Origin of the sequence: Pseudoalteromonas distincta (assembly GCF_000814675.1) — a bacterium.
Classification (GTDB): domain Bacteria; phylum Pseudomonadota; class Gammaproteobacteria; order Enterobacterales; family Alteromonadaceae; genus Pseudoalteromonas; species Pseudoalteromonas distincta.
Genome location: NZ_JWIG01000030.1, coordinates 44,569 through 66,798, shown reverse-complemented (window position 1 = coordinate 66,798; position 22,230 = coordinate 44,569). Strand labels below are relative to the sequence as shown.

Sequence of the window (22,230 nt, the reverse complement as noted above, 5' to 3'; positions counted from 1 at the left end):
ATTCACCCACCAAAGATCAACACGCCCTAGTATATTTAAGTAAGCGCTTAGCTTTGAAAATTAAGCAACCGCTTGCTCTAAAATTTCGCGGCTTTCTTTTAGCGTAATAGCTTGGTTTTCGCCAAGAGCAACCATGCCGTGAGCTTCAAGTTTACCAATAATATTGTCAATAGCAGCGGCTTTATCATCGCCATGTTCAGTAAGCTGGGTCGCTACGTCAAGGCTGTGGTAAAACGCTTCAATTGCTGCAATTGTTTTCTCTGCTAAGTCTTCAGATTGCTCAAGACCAAATACGTTTTTACCCATTTGCTCAAGCTTTGCTTTTTTAACTGCAAATTGGTTACGTAATAAAGAAGGCTGAACAATAGCAAGTGAACGTGCATGATCAACACCGTAAGCGGCTGTAAGCTCGTGGCCAATCATGTGTGTTGCCCAATCTTGCGATACACCAGAACCAATTAAACCATTAAGTGCTTGGTTAGCTGCCCACATAAGGTTTGCACGCCATGCATCATCTTGATTTTCAAAGTTGTCGCCTAATGTTTTAAGCGTTCTTAAAAGTGCCTCTGCGTAACCTTCTTGAACCAATGCTGTTTCAGGGAATGTTAGGTACTGCTCACAGGTGTGAACCCATGCATCTACTAATCCATTCACAAGTTGGCGCTGCGGTAATGTTTTCATTACATCAGGGTCCATAATCGCAAATTTAGGAAGTACTTCTGGTGATGCAAACGGTAGTTTTTGCTTCGTTGCTTCTTTGCTCACAACTGAGTTTTGGTTAGATTCAGAACCCGTTGCTGGCAATGTTAATATTGCACCAATTGGTAAAGCGCTAGTAATAGTATGCTTACCAGTAGGAATATCCCAACCTTCGCCATCATAAACGGCTGATGCGGCAATGTATTTAACGCCGTCAATTACTGAACCGCCGCCTACGCCTAATACGAAGTCGATATCTTGTTCTTTACAAATTTTTACTGCTTGGTCTAGCACTTCAATTGTTGGGTTAGCGCCAACGCCCGAAAACTCAACCCAGTCAAAGCCTTCAAGTGCTGCTGCAACTTGGTCGTACACGCCGTTCTTTTTTATTGAACCGCCGCCGTACACTACAAGTACTTTTTGATCTTTTGCGATCAAATCAGATAGTGCCGCAATTTGTTGCTGACCGAATTGGATAAGAGTTGGATTTACGTAGCTAAATTTCATTATTTTGCTCCTAGGTGACGGTTAAATACTAAATAGAATGCTTAGTTACTAGCTAAGCCAAATTTCAATGAGTGCATATTAGTAGCAAAACAAACATAAAAAAAGCCCAATAACTCGCAAAAGCTTGCCTAAAACTACCAACGTTGTTATTTTACGCAAAATACACTCAATTAAAGATGCCTTTTATGCCCACCATAGCCAATATGTTGCAACAATACGCCGAGCATAATCAATTACTCAGCTTTGAAGGCACCATGGAAACTATCATTCCAGGCGTGTATTTTCATCGAGCAACTAAAAGCTCGCCGCGCCAGCCGCTTATATATAACTCAGGTATTATTATTGTTGGGCAAGGTCATAAAATAATTCACTTTCCTGAACATCAAATAAAATACGGCGCAGGCGACTACTTAGTCCTTGGTGTACCGGTGCCATTAGAGTGTGAAGCATTTACTGATAACGACTTACCCGTTATGGGCATTGCCATAGATATAAACCCTGCAATGCTACACAAACTCGTTAATCAAATAATGCAGCATAAGCCTCTTTCAGCGTCATCGTCGTCAGCACAAATTGGCGCAGTACAGTCGGCAACTCTAGATACAGCAATGGAGCTCGTTACTCATCGGTTATTAACTGTTTTAAATAACCCCATTGAGGCTGACATTTTTGGCGAGGATATAGTAAAAGAATTGGTATATCGCGTACTTTGTGGTCCACAAGGACATACTTTAATAGGGCTTGCTATGCATGATGGGCATTATGCACGTATCGCCCGCACGCTCTCAACTATGCACAGTAGTTATGCCAATCAAATTACGGTTGAAGGGTTAGCTGAAGATGTAAACATGAGCGTATCGTCGTTTCATCGTGCTTTTAGGCAAGTTACGTTTGAATCCCCTCTACAGTATTTAAAAAAAGTACGCTTAGCTAAGGCTAAAGAACTCATAACCACTAGTGGAAGTAAAGCCAACGAAGCTGCATTAAAGGTTGGCTATACCAGCCCATCGCAATTTAGCCGCGAATTTAAACGCCACTTTAATAAAACACCTAGCGAAGTATTAACTCAGTTACATAGCTAGCCCACAAAAAAGCCACTATAAAAGTGGCTTTAAATAGCACGAGTGAAAAACTATACTTTTTTAAACAAAACCTCTGGGTTTACCATGGTTTTCATTTCAAGCACATTGCCATTTGGATCTTCAATAAAAAACGTTTCTTGCTCAAACTCATCACCAATAAAACGGCGGTATGGTTTATCTAGGTATTCAATACCCGCATCTTCAATACGCTTTTTTAACCCGTTAAACTCATCTTCAGATAAGTGAATACCAAAGTGAGGTACTGCCACAGCTCCCATATCTACATCATGGCGAACTGTTGGTAGGCGCTCAACACTTTGGTGCAAGGTAAGTTCATTACCCCAAAAATCTATATCTACCCAGCGACCTTCTTCACTGTTACCCGTTTTACAGCCTAGTACGTCACAATAAAACGCTTTAGCCACTTTTAAATCGCCAGCCGGAATAGCCAGATGCAAACAGTTAGACATAAATAACCCTTGGTTAACACTTTAATACATTAAATTATCGCCATTATACATAGTTTGTGATTTATAGAACATTAACAGCAACGCTATTAAGCATATTTAATACCTAAAAGTCGTTTAAAAAACACGCTTTTTAAATGTGTAATTACTTATAACATTTATTTGTTAGAGAGTATTAGAAAGCGCAAAAGGATTAGTTTAAAATGCGCCGCTATGATTAAATTCTTACTTTTAAAATTCATCACTTTCTTTTTAGGCTTTGTAGCTTGCTTTGCTATGCACACTACTTTTGCACTGCCTTTAGTAATTTCTGCCGCGCTAACGGGGCTTACTGGCTCTTTTATTCCTTTTCCTGCGCGTTATAAAAACCATCCTTATGCTGCAATTTATGCTGGTAGCTTTGCCGGTATGTGCTCAACCCATTTAATTACCAGTTACTGGGAAATTGCTATTATTTCGCTTATTGGCTCAAGTTTGTATGTGCTTACTATGAATATGTTTACAGGCTTTGGTGGCAAACTTGGCAGTGTCGCTTTTGCAAGCGTGGCACTTTTTGTATTAGCTAAAGGAATCGTACTATGAGTATTGAATACCCATTACTTGTACTGCTTGGTGCTTTTTTAACGTTTTACTTAGCTAAACATAGTCGCTTTGATGGTATAAGAGCATCCTCTTCACTTTCTATTATTGCTTACTTAATTTTTAGCGCATTGAATTTAAACCCCGATTTATACGCGATTATATTTTTTGGCGGTACATTTATTGGCATGAGCGCCCCGCATCGTTTTGGTATTTATACCGTAGCAAGCTCATCTGTTTTGTTTTCAATATTATTTGAATTTCTTGTACCAAAACTTGACGGCTACGGTGGTGCACTAGGTATTAGTGCATTTTTATCTGTATGTATTTGCCATACCTGTATTTTGTTAGGTGCCCCAAGAAGTAAAAAACCACCGCCAGTTCAATAAAAAATTATTGAGCTGGTCTAGTTTCTCCCAGCATTCGCTTCAATATAATAGAGAAATTAGAATGTAAAATATTCATGTTTTAAGCTGTTCTTTTTCTCTGCAAGTCTGTTAGAATCTTTCGCGAACTTTATTTACCCTAAATAAAGACAATCATATATGGATTTATGAAAATGAAAAAACTAATCGCAGTAGCTGCACTATCTTTACTACCTTTCTCAAATGCTATGGCTGACCAAGATATTGGTTGTGGTCTTGGTTCTATGTTATTTGCAGGTCAGCAAGGTAAAGGCGTTAAAATTTTAGGCGCTACAACAAACGGTACTTCTGGTAACCAAACTTTTGGTATCACTTTTGGTACTTTAGGTTGTGATGGTACTGGTACAGTAACGTCTTCAGAAAAAATTGCTTTATTCATCGACGGTAACATGGAGCAACTTGCTCGTGATATGTCAAAAGGTGAAGGCGAAACTTTAGCTACTCTAGCTGAAGCTTGGGGTGTTGCAGATCAAGATAAAGCAGCATTCAACGCGCTTGCTCAAGCACAGTTTTCTTCAGTATTTACTTCTGAAAACGTAACTTCGCAAACAGTTTTAGAAAACCTAAACACTGTTCTTGCAAGTAACGCACAACTTGCTTCTTATACTCTTTCTTAATCAGCTAAATTAGCCGGTTTTATACGTATAAATAAAGCCGCTGGAGTATTTCTCTAGCGGCTTTTATTGTTTAGTGATTATGAAAAAAATATTCTTTGTTTTATCAATTGCGCTGTTTAGTACTTACGTAAACGCTCAAAGTTTTAAAAATGACACCTTAGCAACCGACCCTTACTGGCTCAAATTAGGTCATTACCGTGGGGCCACATTAGGTGGTTGGAAAAGTGAAGTAGATAGTGCTGAGTTTTTTTTATCTCCTATAGGTAAAACAAGTCCACTGGACGAACTTGAAGCCACTATAGCCGCATTTAGTGGTAAAAATACTGACCCAAAAACAACACAATCTCGCTGTCGGTTTCCAGCGCGCTATAAATGGCTAAAAACAAAAATTAAAAATAACTGGCCCGCGCTTAATTGCCCAGAGCTTCAGGCGTGGCAAAAAATAATAAACCCAAAAGGGGTTACGTTAGTTTTTCCTACTGCATTTATGAATAGCCCATCATCAATGTTTGGTCACACCTTACTTCGTATTGATGCAAAAGATCAGACCCGCCATAAAGAGTTGCTCGCATTCGCAGTTAATTTTGCAGCAGAACCAAACGGCTCAGACAATGCAGCTATGTACGCACTAAAAGGCCTGATTGGCAGCTATCCTGGTAAATTTTCGCTTATGCCGTACTATAAAAAAGTACGCGAATATAATGATTTAGAATCTCGTGATATTTGGGAATACAAACTTAATTTATCTGAGCCACAAGTAGAGCTTATTTTATTGCACTTATGGGAGCTACAATCAGCTACATTTGATTACTTTTTTATTGATGAAAACTGCTCTTACCAATTACTTGCATTATTACAACTCGCACAAGAGGACCTTGATTTAACATCGTCATTTAATATGCAAGCTATTCCATCTGATACCGTTGCAGTCCTAAGAAATAACAACTTACTACAAACACCTAATTACCGCCCTGCTTTTGGCACTAAGCTTTACCATTACTCTACTCAAATGACTAACGAGCAACTTGATGATGCAAGAGAGTTAATGCAAGGTGGCTCCCTCAATACTCGTAATTACTCACAGTCGCAATTAGTCGCAATATTAGAAATGGCGTATGAATGGTTAAATTTTGAATTTTACGATAAAGCATTAAAGCGTGAAGAAATTGCACCGCGACTAACTAAGCTACTACTAATGCGCAGCAAATATAAAGTAGCTTCGCCATTTACTAAGCCAAGTCGTCCTATTGCTTCTCCAGAGCAAGGTCATGGCTCTTCTAAAGTAACGCTTGGAAGAACTGAGTATGCCCATCAAAGTGACTTAACAAGCTTTGCGTATCGCCTTGCATACCATGATTTATTAGATAGCTCAGCTGGATTTATTCCTGGTGCTCAAATTAGCTTTTTTGATATTGAAGGTGCCATAAGCGACAAGGGTAACACGCGACTTGAGCATTTTTATTTATTAGATGCTATGTCACTTGCACCCGATAACCGCGTGTTTGATAGCTGGTCTTGGAACTTTAAAATGGGCTTTGATCGTCAGCCTAATAATAATATTCAACAAGGTCGTTGGTTTGCTAAAGGTGGATACGGAAAATCAATCGGTAACCCAAACACGTTACACGGCTATTTACTTGGCCAAGTTGAATTTAATAATGGTGACATAACAGACAAACTAACAACAGGCATTGGTAGTGAAGCTGGTGCAATATGGCAAATAAATAACAGTCATAAACTCGCTCTTACGGCAAACATAACATGGTTAATAGATGGCCAAGCAGATAAACACAGTGACTTTGCAATAAAGTGGAATTACTCCTTATCACGTAATTTATCTATACGTACTGAGCTTAAAAACCAACATTGGTATACAAGTAGTACATCGGCTAAATTTGCAATTCAATACTACTTTTAATCATTGCATATACCCACAAGGGCTTAATTATTTTTACAGCGCTTGTGGGTATATAAAACTTTACTCAATACTCGTTCAATTTTCACTTCTTTAACTATGCAATAGACTCTCTACATACCTATTCATTTACTTATTTTATACATTTGAGTATATATTTCAGACAAGATCCTTTAAAATCAAAGTATTGTAGTTAGAAAGATTCTCTTATGTATCTGCGTGTTGTAGTTTTCATTTTCGTTTTTATTTTTTGCAGTAATGTAGGGGCAGTAAGCTCTCTTACTTTTATTGCCGAAGATTTACACCCTTACCATTTTAAAAACAAAAGCGGTGAAGCTGACGGAGCTTCCGTTGATATTGCTAAGGCTGTTTTAAAAGAAGCAAAGCTACAAGCTAAATTTGAAATAATGCCAATGGCACGAGCCTTTCATCAGCTAGCAGCTAATCCAAACACAATTATGCTCTCTTTATTAAAAACTCCCGCTAGGCAAAGTCAGTTTAAATGGTTAGGAGCGGTATATTTTACTGATGCCTACCTAGTTAGTTTAAAAAGCCACAAAGACGAAGTAACTCATTTAAATCATGCAAAATTTTATAAAGTAGGCACTATTCGTGGATATTTGAGTGCCAAATATTTAATAAAAATGGGGTTTGAAGAAGATAAAAATTTAATACTAGCTAGTTATTATCAGCAGGCATGGCAAATGCTTTATAAGGGTAGAACTGACTTTGTCCTTATGAATACACTTACCTTAGATAATGAACTAAAAATGTCAGGGCTCGACCCAGACTTAATAACTAAACGACTTCATTTAGCTGATTTTCCTTCAATACTCTATTTTGCTGCTAATAATCAGCTTGACGATAAAACAGCAAACTTAATCTCGCAGGCATTAAAAACTATAAAAGTAAGTGGCGAATACCAAGCCATTTTAAAAAAGTGGCAACTCCCTCTTCCTCCTTCTATAAATTAAACCTATTTAAATAAGTATATTAGCAAACATCAAGCCCTATCAAATATGATGAAAAACACCTCTGTTTAACAATTTCAAATAACATAATAACGTTAACCAGCCCTATTGGTTAACCAAAACGCCATCATTGAAATAACAATTAATTATAAAAAACTACAAATTGGTAAGTTTTAATTTTTAAATTGGTATGTTAGATTGAAGTTAAGCGACGCCTGTACCGCGCAATTTTTACTTCATCACACAGAGACAATAATGATAAAAAATACATCCACATTTAAACTTACGGCTTTAGCCGTTATCACACCTCTACTTTTTACGGCTTGTTCAAGTACCCAAAGCACTAATCAGCAAAGCGATGCGCCGGTACCAGCAACAAAGTTTGATTTATCACACTGGAAAATAAATGTACCAGTTGATTTAAACAACGACGGTAAAATTGATGAAATAGATGTAGAAGAAATTCAGACTTACGCACACCCTGATTTTTTCTATCTTGATGATAAAGGCTATATGGTATTTACCTCGCCTAATAAAGCGCTTACAAGTGCTAACTCTACTAATACCCGTAGTGAACTTAGACAAATGATCCGTGGATCAAATACTAAAATTAAAACTAAACACTCTAAAAACAACTTTGCTTTAGCTGTTCACCCGCTATCTGACCGATTTGGTTCTGTTGGTGGAAAAATGGAAGCAACGTTAAAAGTAGATCACGTTGCGCTACGTGCAACTGATCCTGATAAAAAAGCGGCTTACTCGGTTGTTGTAGGGCAAATTCACGCAGGTAAAGATCAGGCACTTATTGATACCAAGCTTGGTTATGGCTGGGGGAATGAACCACTTAAAATATATTACAAAAAATGGCCAGGGCATAAAACAGGCTCAGTTTTTTGGAACTACGAACGTAACTTACCTAAAACCAATCCTGACCGTAAAGACATTACTTACCCAGTTTGGGGTAATACATGGGAAAACCCTAACGAGCCTGGCAGTGCCGGTATTGCACTAGGTGAAGAATTTAGCTACACGGTCAATGTGTATAAAAATGTTATGCACCTTACATTTAGCGCACAAGGCAAAGAAGACGTTAACTACTCTATTAACTTAGGTAATAACGTAGATGCTTATGGCAAAGTGGACGAAAAAGACCATCCACATGGTTACGCTGCAGATTGGCATTACTTTAAAGCCGGCGCTTATAACCAATGTAGTACTAAAAGCGCGAAAGGTATTTGGTACCCAGGTTGTTTAGGTACTGGCGATTGGTCTACAGATAAACAAAATGGCGATTACGCTCAAGTAAGCTTTAGTAAACTAGAGTTAAGCCCAGCGACACCGCCAACAAAATAACTAGGCTAGTACAGCCTCAGATAAGTAATTTTTTAGTGATGTAAACAGTGGCGTTGGTAGATTATTAATATCGCACCAGCGCCACTTTAAACATTTATTAGGCTCTTTAAGCTCAGGCTCTCCGCCTTCAAAATCAGCTTTTACATACAGCGTAATATAGTGCTTGTTCTCTGCTGTAAAAATATCATTGGTAAAATCAAGCTTAGTAATTTTACTTACCTTTAAACCTGTTTCTTCAAACACTTCTCGTATTGCACATTGCTCAACACTTTCACCAAACTCTAAATGCCCACCAGGTGTTGCCCATGTATTAGCACCATGCGCGCCAATGCGCTCACCTAGTAAAATTGTGTTTTGGTGCTTTATGATAACCGCAACCCCTACTCTTACTACGTTACTCATATCGTATTTTCTCTTATTTTTACTGCCCGCCATGCTGAACCACACGCTTTGTATTGTCAATTTTGTATTTTTAAAACCAGTGTATTGATTAACTTTTAGCCGACCAAGGTCGAATAGCTTGCTTGCTAAAAAAAGCCTACATTTTGTAAGGTCTCTCACACACAAATTTAGCTTTAGGAGCCTTACATGTCAGGCGAATATAAACAGCAATATAATGCCTTTAAACAAAACCCAGCCCAATTTTGGCTCGAACAAAGTAAAAATATTCCATGGTATAAAACCCCCACAAAAGCATACACACAAGACGACGACGGGCTTTACCATTGGTTTAGTGACGGGCAATTAAACACCAGTTTTTTAGCGCTAGACCAACACGTTATTGCCGGATTTGGCGAGCAAACTGCACTTATTTACGACTCCCCGGTCACTAATACAAAGCAAACTTATAGCTACTCACAACTACAACAAGAAGTTGCTAGATTTGCAGGCGTAATACAATCGTTAGGTGTTACAAAAGGCGACCGCGTTGTTATTTATATGCCAATGATCCCACAAGCTGTTATTGGTATGTTGGCGTGCGCTCGTCTTGGTGCTATTCATTCGGTGGTATTTGGTGGGTTTGCTGCACACGAATTAGCTGTACGCATTGATGATGCCAAGCCCAAACTTATACTTAGTGCCTCATGCGGTGTTGAAGTAAACAGCGTTATTGAATACAAACCACTCATTGATAACGCAATAGACTTAGCTACACACAAAGTAGAACACTGCGTTATTTATCAGCGCCCACAAGTTACCGCCACTCTTAAGCCTAAACGAGACATAGATTGGACTCAGGCAATGCAAACGGCTGCAAGCGCAGATCCGGTGCCTGTAAATGGAGATGATCCGCTTTATATTTTATATACCTCAGGCACGACAGGCACACCCAAAGGCGTAGTACGCGAAAATGGCGGTCACGCAGTGGCAATGCAATACAGCATGGCAACCGTTTATGGTATGAAGCCCGGCGACGTATTTTGGGCAGCGTCTGACATTGGCTGGGTGGTTGGGCACTCTTATATAGTTTACGCACCGCTAATGTATCGCTGCGCGACCGTATTATATGAAGGTAAACCCGTTAAAACGCCCGATGCTAGTGCATTTTGGCGCGTGGTAGAAGAATATAAAGTAAATGCATTATTTAGTGCCCCCACCGCATTTAGAGCAATTAAAAAAGAGGATCCAAATGCCGATGGTTTTAATCAATACGATACCTCAAGCTTAAAACGTTTATTTTTAGCTGGCGAGCGGTTAGATCCTCCCACTTACGAGTGGCTTAAAGAAAAAACCAAACTGCCAGTGCTCGATCATTGGTGGCAAACAGAAACCGGCTGGGCTATTGCTTGTAACCCTGTAGGGCTTGAGTACTTAGCAACAAAACCTGGCAGCTCTACCGTGCCTACTCCAGGTTTTGACGTGCGAATATTAGATATGGATAGCAATGAATGCGCAGCTAACGAGCAAGGCGCCGTGGTAATTAAACTGCCACTTCCACCAGGTTGCCTACCAACTATTTGGCAGGATACCACGCGCTTTAAAGCAAGCTACCTAAATGAATACGAAGGTTATTATTTATCTGGCGATGGTGGTTATATTGATGAAGACGGCTACCTATTTATTATGGGCAGAACCGACGACGTTATAAATGTAGCAGGACATAGGCTTTCTACCGGCGAAATGGAAGAGATAGTAGCCGCGCACCCTGCTGTTGCTGAATGCGCTGTTTTTGGTGTGAACGATCCTCTAAAGGGGCAACTTCCTATGGGAATGATCGTGCTTAAAAATGATTTTATGGGCTCAAGTACCGACGTGGAACAAGCGCTTGTTTTAAGTGTTCGTAATCAGATTGGCGCTATTGCGTGCCTTAAAAATATAGTTAGCGTAGATAGGTTGCCCAAAACACGCTCGGGTAAAATACTGCGTAAAAATTTGCGCCAACTGGTTGATGGCGAAGAGCTACAAATACCTTCAACCATAGATGATGCCAGTATCTTTGAAGAAATAAACCAACAACTAACACAAAGATAAACCCAACCAACCTATCTAAAGCCATTTTTATAATGGCTTTTTATTTCATCCTTATATTTGATCCTTTTACTTAAGCTTTGGTTAGAGTTTAAGCTTTAATTTAACCAACAGCTGAAATTTTTTACGGCTTAATGCTTTCTTCTTTTAATAGCGTTATTAATTTAATCAATTTAAAAAGGAATGGTGTATGCCCCGCTTGCTACAAAAACTATTAACCACAGCCCTATTGTTTATAGGTTTTTCCACACAAGCCTATGAAATAGAAGACTTAGGAGATGGCTTACACCGCTTTATAGACGACAGACACCGCTCAGTATTTTTAATCACTTCTGAGGGCGCAATTGTTACCGACCCGCTTAATAAAAAAGCCGCCACCTGGTTAAACGAGCAAATTAAAACCCGCTATAACGTACCGGTAAAGTATGTAATTTATAGCCATAATCACAGCGATCATATTTACGGCGCAGAGGTATTTAAAAGCCCGCACACCACGTTTGTAGCGCATAAACTCGCTGCGCAAGATATTAAAAACACGCAAATGAAAACAGTAACGCCCAGCCTTACTTTTGATAACGAGCTACTACTTACCCTTGGTGATTCCACAGTAAAGCTTAACTACCATGGTCCAAACGATGGTCGTGGTTCGGTTAGTATATTATTCGAAAAGCAAAAAACGTTATTTGTAGTTGATTGGATTGTTATTGGCAGAATGCCGTGGCAAAAACTGTGGAGTTACGATATTCAAGGCATGATTAACTCAACTCAAACGGTACTCAAATATGACTTTGATACTTTTGTAGGTGGTCATGCCGATATTGGCAGCAAGGCTGATGTAGCGCGTTACTTAAGTTATTTAGAGCAGCTTTACAGCCAAGTAACCGCGGCTGCGCTTGCAGGGCAAAGCCTAGAGCAAATAAAACAAAACGTTAAGCTCGATGAATTTTCAGATTTAAAGCAATACCAAGCCTGGCTGCCACTTAATATTGAAGGGGTATACGAGCGCCTCATGGAAGAATCCGGCATGGGCTGGCGCAGCGATTTATAAATTGTATGCGTGTGCATTTGTTGCTTGAATACAAATGCATACGTATTCACATTGAATTAACAGTGCAAGCTTGTGATAGTGCACTTTTTGTATGCTAAGGCGCCACCATGAAATTAGTTGCTTTACTGTTTAGCTTATTAATATTTGTAGTACATACCAGCTATGCAAACACGGCCACCGTGCAAGTAAGTAAAGGCCAAATTGAGGTAATCGACAATATAGAATCACAGTTTGTAAAAAACCGCTTTTTAAATGTTTGGCTACCGCCAGGTTACAACAAAAACACCACCTACGACGTGCTCTACATGCATGATGGCCGCATGTTGTTTGATGCAAATAGCACATGGAACAAGCAAGAATGGCGCGTAGATGAAGTAGCCGGCACATTAATAGAGCAAGGCAAAGTACGCCCATTTATTGTGGTAGGCATTCCAAACGCCGTAGAAAACCGCCACAGCGAATACTACCCACAACAACCGTTTGAGGCCTTAAGCAAGCAAAAGCAAAACGCCCTTTACCAGTTAGAAAAATACCCAGGCCATAAATTATTTGCCTCTAAGGTTTACTCAGATAACTACTCACGCTTTTTAGTCAAAGAAGTTATTCCTTATATTGAGTCTAACTACAACGTAAACAAAGGCGCGCAACACCGCTATATTGGTGGCTCTAGCATGGGTGGGCTAATATCGTGGTACACACTACTTAATTACCCTAACGAATTTGCCGGCGCTATTTGTATGTCGACCCACTGGCCAGGTATTTTTAGCCACGATGACGAAGTATTTGCCCAGTTTAAAAACTACATTGCCAACAACATCACAAAGCTAAGTAACCAAAAAGTGTATTTTGATTATGGCGATAGCACCTTAGATGCCATGTACCCTAAGTTACAAGCGCAAATTGATGATTTATTTATGGCGCAAAAATACCCAGCAAAACTTTGGCAAAGTCAGTACTTCCCTGGGGAAGATCACACCGAAAACGCATGGGCCAAACGCTTACATATTCCCCTTGAATTTATGTTTAGAAAAACCAAGCAAGCTGCCCCCGAGTAATCATTTATACCAATCGGCTTAATTAAGTGATCTATTTTGAGGATGGAAAAACGTGTTGATAGCTAGGCAAAAAATTCGCTATTTAGTTGTTCTCGGCAATTGCTCCTGCATTGCCTACTTTCTGCATCCATGCAGTTGTAAATGAGAAATTTTTAACGCTGAGAGCGACACGTTTAGCCCCTCAAAATGATTAAGTATTATTGCGGATTGATATTATAAGTAATACGCCTCATCATTAATCATAAAAAAGCGTATTAGCTAAAATCAACCACCACTTCATAACGCCCAGGCATGTCGTTCACTTCGTATACCCAACCGTGTCGTTTTATTATTTTTTCGCTTAACTCTAATCCTAAACCGTAGCCAATATTGGCAGGCTTGTTTGTGTTATTAGCAGTGTGTGGCGTATCAGTTTGTTCGCTGCTATTTACTATAATCACACGGCTGCCCTGCTGAGTAATTCGCACTTGCCCTTGTTGCGTATGCTGATACGCATTACGTATTAAGTTAGTAAGCACAATGTGGCATGCGGTGGCTTCGGTATTAATAGTCGTATTTTGGTTATCGGTATTTATAAGTACTTCAACTTGTTTTGAATTGAGTAAATAATCGAGTTCGTTACCCAAGGTCGTTATTTTTTCGGCTAGGTTTACGGGCTCTGGTGCACTTTGCTGGTCGTCATTTCTGCTAAGCCACAATAACGTCTCGGTTAAATCGCTCATGGTTAAACCGGCGCGCTCTATTCGCTGCAGTGTAAGTTGCTGTTTATCGCTTAAAGGTGCTTTTTCGCTTAAGCGGTTAAGTAACTCAACGTTGCTACGAATAACCGAAATTGGTGTACGTAACTCGTGGCTCGCATAACTTAAAAAGCGCTGTTCTCGCTCAAGGCTGTCGTGAGCAGAAAGCAAGCTACTGCGTATTAACGTTGCCAAGGTATTTAGTTCGTTATAGGTAAAGTCGGGCGGCGTGTTTTGTAAATTCTTTTGATTTAAAGACTTAGCCCAACCGCGTAGTGATTCAACTGGCTTAGCTATTTTTTTCATTACCATAAACAAAAAGAAGGTAAATAAAGCAATTGCCGTAACCCCTGTTAACGCTATCCATGCCAATTTTTTTATAGGTTTATCGGGTGAGCTTTGTTTTTTAAGGCGTTCTTTTTCAAGCATAATGCGTGATACGTAACGGGGCTCCCCTGCAGGGTTTTGAAAATACGCTACAAAATAAAGGTCTTCCGGCATTGAAAAAAACGATGGTTTTACTTTGCTTTTTTGTAGTACGCCAATCTCTGTAGGCTTTGTAAAGCGTTGCTGAATTTCGCTTGGCATGTCTTCCCAGCGACTCGCTATTTTAAAGCCAATCATTTCTGCAGGTTCACCGTTTTTAACCTCAGTAGATTGCGAAAGCGCATGCATTACGCCATTTAACCCTCGGTCTAAGCCATCAATAAAATAATTAACACTTAAAAACGAAAAACCAATTGCCATTAATGAACTTAAAAGCACCATGGTAGCAAAAAAATACAACCTCAGGCTGGGTCTAATTTTCATGCTTGTGTCCCATTTTTTAATTTTAGCGCAAACCCTACACTGGGTATTGTTTCTAGTACGGCTTGGCAATGCGCTTGCTCTAGCTGTTTACGCAAATGATGAATATGCACTTTTAAGCTATTGCTGTCTGGCTGATCGTCGCCCCATATTGCTTGCATAATTACCTGTCGGGTTACCGGTTTTTGCTGCTCTCGTACAAGCACTTCTAATAACTTAAAAGTAATGGGTGATAACTTTAAACTGTGCGCAGCCACTGTTGCTGTATGCGCGGTTAAATTAAGTGTTAAATTAGCAAAGGTAAGTCGCTTAACCTCTCCACTTTTACGCTTTGCTAATACTTGAACCCGCGCTACTAGCTCTTTCATCGCAAATGGTTTTACTAAATAGTCGTCACTACCGGCTGCAAACCCCTCAAGCTTATTGTCGAGGCTATCGCGCGCTGTCAGCATTAATACAGGTATATCAATGCCTTGCTCACGCAATGATTTACACATGGTTAAACCGTCCATTTTGGGCATGTTTACATCTAATATAATCATTTGATATTGATTACGTTCTATTAAATTTAAACCCATTACGCCATTGCTTGCATGGTCACACTCTATTGACTCAATTTCGAGATAATCAACAATGGTGGTTGCCAAGTCTATGTCGTCTTCAACCAGTAGTACGTTTATCATTAAGAGGCTGTTTCCTGCGTTTTATTTTTAGCACCTAGCGATATTAGCACAGCATCAATACCGCGTTTAGCATCGGTTTGAATCATCAATAATGCCGGTATAAGTATTAAGGTAATAACCGTGGCAAACAAAATACCGTAGCCAAGTGATGCCGCAGCAGGAATTAAAAACTGTGCCTGCATTGAGGTTTCGCTAAGTAGCGGCACTAAGCCTGCGTACGTCGTAATTGAGGTAAGTAATACCGCACGTAACCGGCTCGTACACGACTCAACTATGGCATCGTGCGTGCTCATGCCCTCTTCTTTTACTAGTTCGTTAAAGCGTGAAACAAGTAATAAGCTGTCGTTTACAACTACTCCACTGAGCGCCAAAATACCATTTAACGACAATATACTAATGGTTAAGTCGTTCCACCAATGTCCTAAAATAGCGCCCACAATGCCAAACGGAATTGCTACCATAATCAACATAGGTTGAATGTACGATTTAAGCGGAATAGCCAGCAACACGTAAATAACTAATAAAGCCGCTACAAACATAGTGCTCATTGAGCTGGTGGTTTCGCTTTGTTGCTCTGCCTCTCCTGCAAAATAAACACTTAAGTTAGGAAATTGCTGTGTTAACTCTGGAATTAAGTCGCGCTTTAAATTAGCAACTAACTCGTTTGGAGCAATCACGTTTTTATCTACTTGGGCGCTTAAATAAATTGCACGTAGTCCATCAATGCGGGTTATTTCATCTTGCTGATATTCACTGCTTACTGTGGCTACGTTAACTAAAGGGACAACCGTGCCATCGGGTAGGCGAATACGCGACTGCATTATATCGGCAGGTGTTTTACGAGCACCTTCTGGGTAGCGTACACGTACTTTAACTTCATCTTTATTACGTTGGTAGCGCTGTACAACTGCACCACCAAAGGCTTGCAGTACTTGCTTTGATAAACTAGCTGTATCCATGCCAAGCGCGCGACCTTGTGCATTTAGGGTAAATTTAAGCTGTGGCTGACCTGGGTTTAAGTTGTCGTCTATTCCGTTAACGCCTGCGGTATTTTGTAAGCGCTCCTTAAATAGTGCGCCCGCCGCCATTACGGTTTCGTCGTCCCACGCTTTAAGCTCAACTTTAAAGTTATCAACCATTTTACGCGTGGCTAATATTTGTAATTTTTTACTGCCCTCAAGGCTACCTGCTACGCGCTGCCACTCTTGAGCAAATTCGCTTGCTGTAAAAGCGCCTTCGTTTAATAGCTCAATGCTTACTTCACCGCTGGTGTCGCTGCTACTAATGACTTGTAGGCTGGTTATTTCGCTTTTGTCAGAGCTCAACTTAGTCATTAAGTTTTGCTCAGCTTGTAATGCACTTTGCTCAAGCGTTAGTAAGTTTTTGTTTGTTTGCCCATAAGCGGCGTCGTTTTGCATAACCAAATCGGCTGTTACGGTATCGCCTGCAATACTTGGGAAAAAACCAACTTTAACTGTGCCTGTCATCGGCATGCCAATAACTAATATAAAAAAGGCGATAAACGCAGCCACTACGGCGTATCTAAAGCGCAGTGAAAATTCAATAACCTTGCAGTAAATGTTTTTACTAAACCAGCTTAAGCCGCTATCAGCACCATGTTGTATTTTTGACCACAGACCTGCTAAGCCTTTTTTAACTTGGCGTTTAGTACTAATGTGGGCTAAATGCGAGGGTAAAATAAGTTTTGATTCAACAACTGAAAGCAGTAAACAAATGGTCACTACAGTGGCGAATTGAGAGTAAATTTTACCTAAGTTGCCCGACACATTCGAAAGCGCTACAAACGCAGCCACCGTGGTTAACACCCCAAATATTGTTGGCACAGCAACCTTCATGGTGCCTAAAACTGTATTATTTAATGTATCGCCATGTTTTTTACGTGTGGTGTAAATACTCTCGCCTACAACAACGGCATCGTCTACCACTATGCCCAGCGCCATAATAAAGCCAAAGGTGGTCATTTCGTTTATGGTCAGTGCGGTGTAGCCATCGGTCATAAAATAAAGCGTGCCAAAAAATACAAACGGCAAGCCACCAGCCACCCACAGTGCTACACGTACATTTAAAAATATGGCAAGTATTACAAACACCATAATAATACCGGTCACCGCGTTTTTAGTAAGTAGCGATAAACGCTCGGTGATCATGGTGCTTTTGTCGTGCCAGCTTTCAAGCTCTACGTTTTGAGGTAATAAACCGCTTTCGTGCCATTTATCTATTACGCTATTAGCTTGCTCAACAATGGTAGTTATATCGCTGTTATCGCCCATTAAAATTTCAACGCCTACGGCATTTTGTTGGTTATAACGGCTTAATGAATTGCTATCTTCGGCAAATGAGTCGGTAACGGTGGCTACATCGCCTAACTTAATTTGTGTGCCTGATGCGGTTGTTAACAATACAATATTGGCAAAGTCGCGCTGCCAGTAAGCTTGGTCGGCGGCTTTTAAGCGTATAATTTTACTGCTATCGCGTAAACTAGTCGAAAGCGGGCTTGATGACTCATTATTTATGACCTCACTTACATCACTAATAGTTAAGCCATACGCTTGTAATTTACCTTCGTCGATTTCTATGGACATCATCGGGTCGAGCACACCCGACTGCGCTACGTCGCTAATGCCTGATTGCGCTAATAAATCGGCTTTAAGTTTTTCACCCAGGTTTTGTAATGTATGGCGATCGGCATCCCCGAAAAGTTGCAGCGTTAATGCATGATCTTGCCTACGGGCTTTATCAATAACAGGTTGCTCAGCATCTGCCGGAAAGTTATTAATAGCGTCAACTTGGTTTTTAACGTCAACAAGTAACTCATCGAGTGAGTAATCAGTACTTTTTTCAATGCTTACATGGCTGCCGCTAGCATCGGATGTAGAGGTAATACGTTTAATACCCGATACGGTTTCGAGCGCTTCTTCTATTTTTAACGCTATTCCTTCTTCGGCTTGCAATGCATCGCCACTGTCGTAAACCACCGATACCGAAATAGTATCTGGCTCTAAACTCGGAAATGCCTCTTTACGTAAAGTCGTAAGCGACATAATACCCATTACAATCACACTAACTAACAATAAGTTAGCGGCAACAGAGTTATTTGCAAACCAATTAATAATACCGTGCAGCGGGTTATTATTACTGGGTAATTGAGGTGGTTGATGAGGACTCATTATTGCATCTCCTCAACTATTGGATTTACTTTCATGTCGTTTAAGTAACTAACAAGTGGGCGCGCCACCACTTTTAGATTTTTAGCACCATCTACTGGCGTAATATATACGTAATCCCCACGCTCGAATACTTTATTAGCGTGTGTGCTTACTAAGCTATTTTGATCATTTACGTACCAAATTAAGCCATCTTGAGATATCGCCGAAGCAGGCAGTTTTATTACGTTAGTTAACTGCTTACCGGCAATTTCTACCGCTAAAAATGTGCCAGGCAGTAACGGCGTTGTTTGCTCAAACGGTTTATCTAAGGCAACAATTACGCTGCGTTGACGCGAGCTGTCATCAAGGTGTTGCTCAAAACGTGCAATATAACCGTTCCATTTAGTATTAGTGGTTACATCAGTTAAAATAACATCGCCTGATTTATTATTTGCTAGGTTTTGCCACTGACTTAATGAAAGCGGTACCGTTATTTCTACTTTGTCAGTGCTGTTTAGCGTGGCAAGCGTATCGCCAATACCTACATAAGTACCTAAATCTATATCGCGCGATAAAATAACAGCGTCAAATGGTGCACTTAACTGGGTGTTATTTACATCACGCTGTGCGGTTTTAAGTGCATATTGTGCTTTATCGAGCGTAGCTTGCGCGGCTTCTAATTGCAGCGTTCTAAATACAAGCGGCGAACTTGGTGCTTGCGTAACGCCTGAGCGATCCCATTCACGTTTTGCTTGATTACCTAAATCTTGCTCTTCTTGCAGTGCTAGTTTTGCATCAGCCAATGTTGCTTTTGCACTAGCTAGAGCTTGTAAGTATTCGGTGTCATCAATTTGTGCAAACACCTGCCCTTTAGTTATTAAGTTACCGGTCGCAAATTGCTCGCTCATACTGGTTACTTCGCCTTTAACTTGTGCTTTTAAGCTAAGTGACCAATGCGCTTTAGCTTCACCATGCCCACTAACATAAGCCTGATAAGTGCTCGGAGCTGCATTAATTACCGATACATTTGGGGCAATAGCTTTAATAGCGGCAGGTTGTGGGCTATTTGCTTGTTCAGCCATTTTTTGACCGTTATACACAATAGCAAGCCCTATACAAACAATAGCAACAAGCGTTACAACAACCGGTGTCGGCGAAATTTTCATGACGATACTCCAAGGCCCAAAGCGAGGCCTAAATCTATGCGGTTAGTTAAAAGGGTGTAGTTTATTTGGCTAAGCTGGGCTTGCAGGTCGTATACTTTTTGCTGCACTGTTAGCAAATCTAAAATATCAACCAAACCTTGTTGATACTTACTTTGATAGTTACTAAAGCTGCGTTGAGCGCTGGTAAGTGCATTGCTAATTTGCAGTTGTTGCTCGGTTAATGATTGCTCCTGCCCGAGTGCATTTTCAACTTCGTTTACCGCACTTAGCAGCGTATCTTGGTACTGCCAAAACGCTTGCTCGGCATTTAATTTTGCAATATCAACTTGCGCACGCAGTGCTCCACCTTCAAATAAAGGGGCACTTAAACTGCCTAATAAACTCCACACTGGGCTGGTTAATAATGCTTGGCTTGGCGTGCTTGCTAAATCACTCAGTGATGCCGAAAGCGAAATACTCGGTAGTAACTCTTTGTACGATACATCAACCAAGTAATGCTTTGCCTGAATGTTGTAATAAGCACTTTGTAAGTCAGGTCTGCGCGCCAAATCTTGCTCTGGTAATGTACTTAATGGCTCAATAACGCTTGGCAGTGTTAATGTACTTGGCAGGTTTTGAAGTTTATCAGTGCCTACAATTAGCATTAAAGCACGCTTTGCTTTTGCTATTTGTTCTTGATAATCGGCAATGGTCGCGCGAGTAGATGCCGTGCTAGTACGGGCGGTATCAAGCGCTTCTAAATCACCTAATCCATATTGGTAGCGCTCTACAATACTTTGCTCATTATTTTGTAAAACAACTAAACGTTGCTTCTCTATATCGAGCAAATTTTGCTGCAAAATAATATTTAAATAAGTACGAATAACACTCGCTACTAATGTGTCTTTAGCACCTTGATAAGTAGCTTGGTTACTGGCAATAGTCATATCTTGCGCGGCTACGTTGTCAGCAATTTTTTGCCATATATCGGCTTCCCAACTTATACCTACTGATGAGCTGTATTGCGTGCCTTCGGTTTTACTGCGCTGCGCGTCAAATCCTGCATCTACACTAAACCACTGACTTGCAGCAGTTACATCACGCTGCGCATAAGCTAGTTTTAATGCAACATGCACTTGATTAAACGATGGGTTATTAGTAACAGCTTGCTCAATAAGCGAATCAAGCCCTTCAATATCCACCAAATCGGTAATGTAATTTACTTGCTGTGCGTTACTTTGCGTGTACTGCCAGTTTGTATGTTGTTTTAGCGACTGCTCAGTACTATTACCTTGATAGCTTGGCTGACTACTACATGCAGCAAGCGTACAACTAAGTGCAAGTAAAAAACCGGTTGAGTGCTTTTTAAAATAAACCATTTAACTATGCCTAATTCGTACTATTACACATAGCTTATTAGGTCGAGGGTTAAGGAGGGGTTAAATGATTTAATCTAAATATTGGGTTGCTAATTTAACAGTAAAAAGTAGTCACTTTAGATGTTTTATATCGTTATAAGTTTTGTAATTGCTCTATCAACCATTTATGAATAGGGCTGTTATTAGTACGCGGATGCCATGCGGCTATTACTTTAAATGTAGGGGGCAGAGCTTCTATTTTTAGCTGTTTAACTTTGCTGTTTGGTAATAATCTTGATGGGTAAAACGCGAGCATATCGGTTGTATGTAAAATGTCGGGCACCGCAGAAAAACTTGGTACCGACATTACAATATTACGTTTTAGCCCTTGGCTTTCAAACCACTGATCGTGCGATCCGCGCAAATTTGCACGAGATGGCGACACCACTAGCTGTGGATGCTTTGCAAATTGCGCCAAACTCAAAGGTTCAGTGTAAGTAGTGTTACCTATACCGGTAATACACAAATGTTGTTCTTCAAACAAAGTGATATAAGAAAGGTTGTCGGGTATAAATTCTGGAAAGCTTATCAGCAAATCAAGCTCGCCTGCCGTTATAAGTTGATTAACGTTATCTGATGCAAAGTCGCGCACTATCAGCTTTAAACCTGGCGCTTCGCGGCGGGTAATATTAAATAATTGTGGCAATAAAGCCTGCGTGGCGTAGTCGGTTGCGCTTATGGTAAACACACCTTTATAAGTTTGCGGGCTAAACTGCTCGGGCTCTAGTAACGACTCTAATTGCTTTAAAATATTATTAACAGGTGCCTTGAGCCCTTGCGCTTTAGGAGTAGCAACCATGTTATTGCCTTGGCGAATAAACAAGCGATCGTCAAATAAGTCTCGTAGTTTTCGTAGTTGCTCACTAATAGCTTGTTGCGTTAACCCCATTTTTTTGGCTACTTGTGAAAGATTTTGCAGTTCTAATAAGCTACTGAGTACTCTTAACTGCTTTATATCGAGCCGACTGATACCATTCATAATTGTATGCTGTACAAAAAAGTGTTGTTTCAAATTGTATCTTTAAATCTCTATGCTGCCAATGTTGCTTAACCACTATTTAAGCCTTTGTTTGCTTTATAAGAGAA

General features: G+C 40.2%; 19 protein-coding genes. 10 read left to right on the top strand and 9 right to left on the bottom strand.

What is annotated here, in order from left to right; translation table 11 throughout:
* Positions 1–60: 60 nt before the first annotated feature.
* Positions 61–1,206: an iron-containing alcohol dehydrogenase gene (locus tag QT16_RS19565; RefSeq protein WP_002962851.1), complete on the bottom strand. Its 1,146-nt coding sequence runs from the start codon at positions 1,204–1,206 to the stop codon at positions 61–63.
* A 185-nt stretch (positions 1,207–1,391) separates the two neighbouring features.
* Here QT16_RS19565 and QT16_RS19560 point away from each other — a divergent pair, with 185 nt between their 5' ends.
* Positions 1,392–2,288, top strand: coding sequence for an AraC family transcriptional regulator (locus tag QT16_RS19560; RefSeq protein ID WP_039490308.1), 897 nt, complete (start codon positions 1,392–1,394; stop codon positions 2,286–2,288).
* 50 nt (positions 2,289–2,338) lie between these two features.
* Here the strand turns inward: QT16_RS19560 and QT16_RS19555 are convergent, their stop codons facing one another.
* A complete protein-coding gene (locus QT16_RS19555; protein WP_002962853.1) occupies positions 2,339–2,758 on the bottom strand; it encodes a VOC family protein in 420 nt (139 codons plus the stop codon).
* Positions 2,759–3,031: 273 nt separating this feature from the next.
* Here QT16_RS19555 and QT16_RS19550 point away from each other — a divergent pair, with 273 nt between their 5' ends.
* The 6 genes from QT16_RS19550 to QT16_RS19525 all read left to right on the top strand — a co-directional run bounded on the left by QT16_RS19550 (position 3,032) and on the right by QT16_RS19525 (position 8,615).
* Positions 3,032–3,337, top strand: coding sequence for a hypothetical protein (locus QT16_RS19550; protein WP_039490439.1), 306 nt, complete (start codon positions 3,032–3,034; stop codon positions 3,335–3,337).
* Entirely contained in the window at positions 3,334–3,723 is a 390-nt protein-coding gene (locus tag QT16_RS19545; RefSeq protein WP_002962855.1) for a hypothetical protein, read from the top strand. The genes QT16_RS19550 and QT16_RS19545 overlap by 4 nt, the downstream gene beginning before the upstream one ends.
* Positions 3,724–3,893: 170 nt before the next feature.
* Positions 3,894–4,376, top strand: a complete 483-nt coding sequence (locus QT16_RS19540; RefSeq protein WP_002962856.1) for a DUF3015 domain-containing protein — start codon at positions 3,894–3,896, stop codon at positions 4,374–4,376.
* A 79-nt stretch (positions 4,377–4,455) separates the two neighbouring features.
* The gene (locus QT16_RS19535; RefSeq protein WP_039490307.1) at positions 4,456–6,294 is read left to right on the top strand and encodes an Lnb N-terminal periplasmic domain-containing protein; all 1,839 of its coding nucleotides are present in this window, start codon (positions 4,456–4,458) and stop codon (positions 6,292–6,294) included.
* A 206-nt stretch (positions 6,295–6,500) separates the two neighbouring features.
* Complete coding sequence (locus QT16_RS19530) at positions 6,501–7,265, top strand: substrate-binding periplasmic protein (RefSeq protein WP_039490306.1); 765 nt, start codon at positions 6,501–6,503, stop codon at positions 7,263–7,265.
* 252 nt (positions 7,266–7,517) lie between these two features.
* Positions 7,518–8,615, top strand: a complete 1,098-nt coding sequence (locus QT16_RS19525; RefSeq protein WP_039490305.1) for a polysaccharide lyase family 7 protein — start codon at positions 7,518–7,520, stop codon at positions 8,613–8,615.
* Here QT16_RS19525 and QT16_RS19520 read toward each other — a convergent pair whose 3' ends face one another.
* On the bottom strand, positions 8,616–9,017 hold the full coding sequence (locus tag QT16_RS19520) for a nucleotide triphosphate diphosphatase NUDT15 (RefSeq protein WP_024589726.1): 402 nt from the start codon (positions 9,015–9,017) through the stop codon (positions 8,616–8,618).
* Between the two features lie 186 nt (positions 9,018–9,203).
* Between QT16_RS19520 and QT16_RS19515 the strand changes: the two genes are divergently transcribed.
* The 3 genes from QT16_RS19515 to QT16_RS19505 all read left to right on the top strand — a co-directional run bounded on the left by QT16_RS19515 (position 9,204) and on the right by QT16_RS19505 (position 13,187).
* Positions 9,204–11,087 (top strand): propionyl-CoA synthetase, encoded by a 1,884-nt coding sequence (locus QT16_RS19515; RefSeq protein WP_039490303.1) that lies wholly within the window; start codon positions 9,204–9,206, stop codon positions 11,085–11,087.
* A 187-nt stretch (positions 11,088–11,274) separates the two neighbouring features.
* Positions 11,275–12,132, top strand: a complete 858-nt coding sequence (locus QT16_RS19510) for an MBL fold metallo-hydrolase (protein ID WP_039490302.1) — start codon at positions 11,275–11,277, stop codon at positions 12,130–12,132.
* A gap of 107 nt (positions 12,133–12,239) precedes the next feature.
* Positions 12,240–13,187 (top strand): alpha/beta hydrolase, encoded by a 948-nt coding sequence (locus QT16_RS19505; RefSeq protein ID WP_039490300.1) that lies wholly within the window; start codon positions 12,240–12,242, stop codon positions 13,185–13,187.
* 254 nt (positions 13,188–13,441) lie between these two features.
* Here QT16_RS19505 and QT16_RS19500 read toward each other — a convergent pair whose 3' ends face one another.
* The 6 genes from QT16_RS19500 to QT16_RS19475 form a co-directional block, all read right to left on the bottom strand.
* Positions 13,442–14,734: a sensor histidine kinase gene (locus QT16_RS19500; protein ID WP_039490297.1), complete on the bottom strand. Its 1,293-nt coding sequence runs from the start codon at positions 14,732–14,734 to the stop codon at positions 13,442–13,444.
* On the bottom strand, positions 14,731–15,414 hold the full coding sequence (locus tag QT16_RS19495; protein ID WP_024596691.1) for a response regulator transcription factor: 684 nt from the start codon (positions 15,412–15,414) through the stop codon (positions 14,731–14,733). The genes QT16_RS19500 and QT16_RS19495 overlap by 4 nt, the downstream gene beginning before the upstream one ends.
* A complete protein-coding gene (locus QT16_RS19490) occupies positions 15,414–18,602 on the bottom strand; it encodes an efflux RND transporter permease subunit (RefSeq protein WP_039490295.1) in 3,189 nt (1,062 codons plus the stop codon). The genes QT16_RS19495 and QT16_RS19490 overlap by 1 nt, the downstream gene beginning before the upstream one ends.
* Entirely contained in the window at positions 18,602–19,747 is a 1,146-nt protein-coding gene (locus QT16_RS19485; RefSeq protein WP_039490293.1) for an efflux RND transporter periplasmic adaptor subunit, read from the bottom strand. The genes QT16_RS19490 and QT16_RS19485 overlap by 1 nt, the downstream gene beginning before the upstream one ends.
* Positions 19,744–21,105, bottom strand: a complete 1,362-nt coding sequence (locus tag QT16_RS19480; RefSeq protein WP_039490291.1) for a TolC family protein — start codon at positions 21,103–21,105, stop codon at positions 19,744–19,746. Before QT16_RS19480 ends, QT16_RS19485 begins: the two co-directional genes overlap by 4 nt.
* A gap of 133 nt (positions 21,106–21,238) precedes the next feature.
* Complete coding sequence (locus QT16_RS19475) at positions 21,239–22,156, bottom strand: LysR family transcriptional regulator (protein ID WP_200886975.1); 918 nt, start codon at positions 22,154–22,156, stop codon at positions 21,239–21,241.
* Between the last annotated feature and the right edge of the window lie 74 nt (positions 22,157–22,230).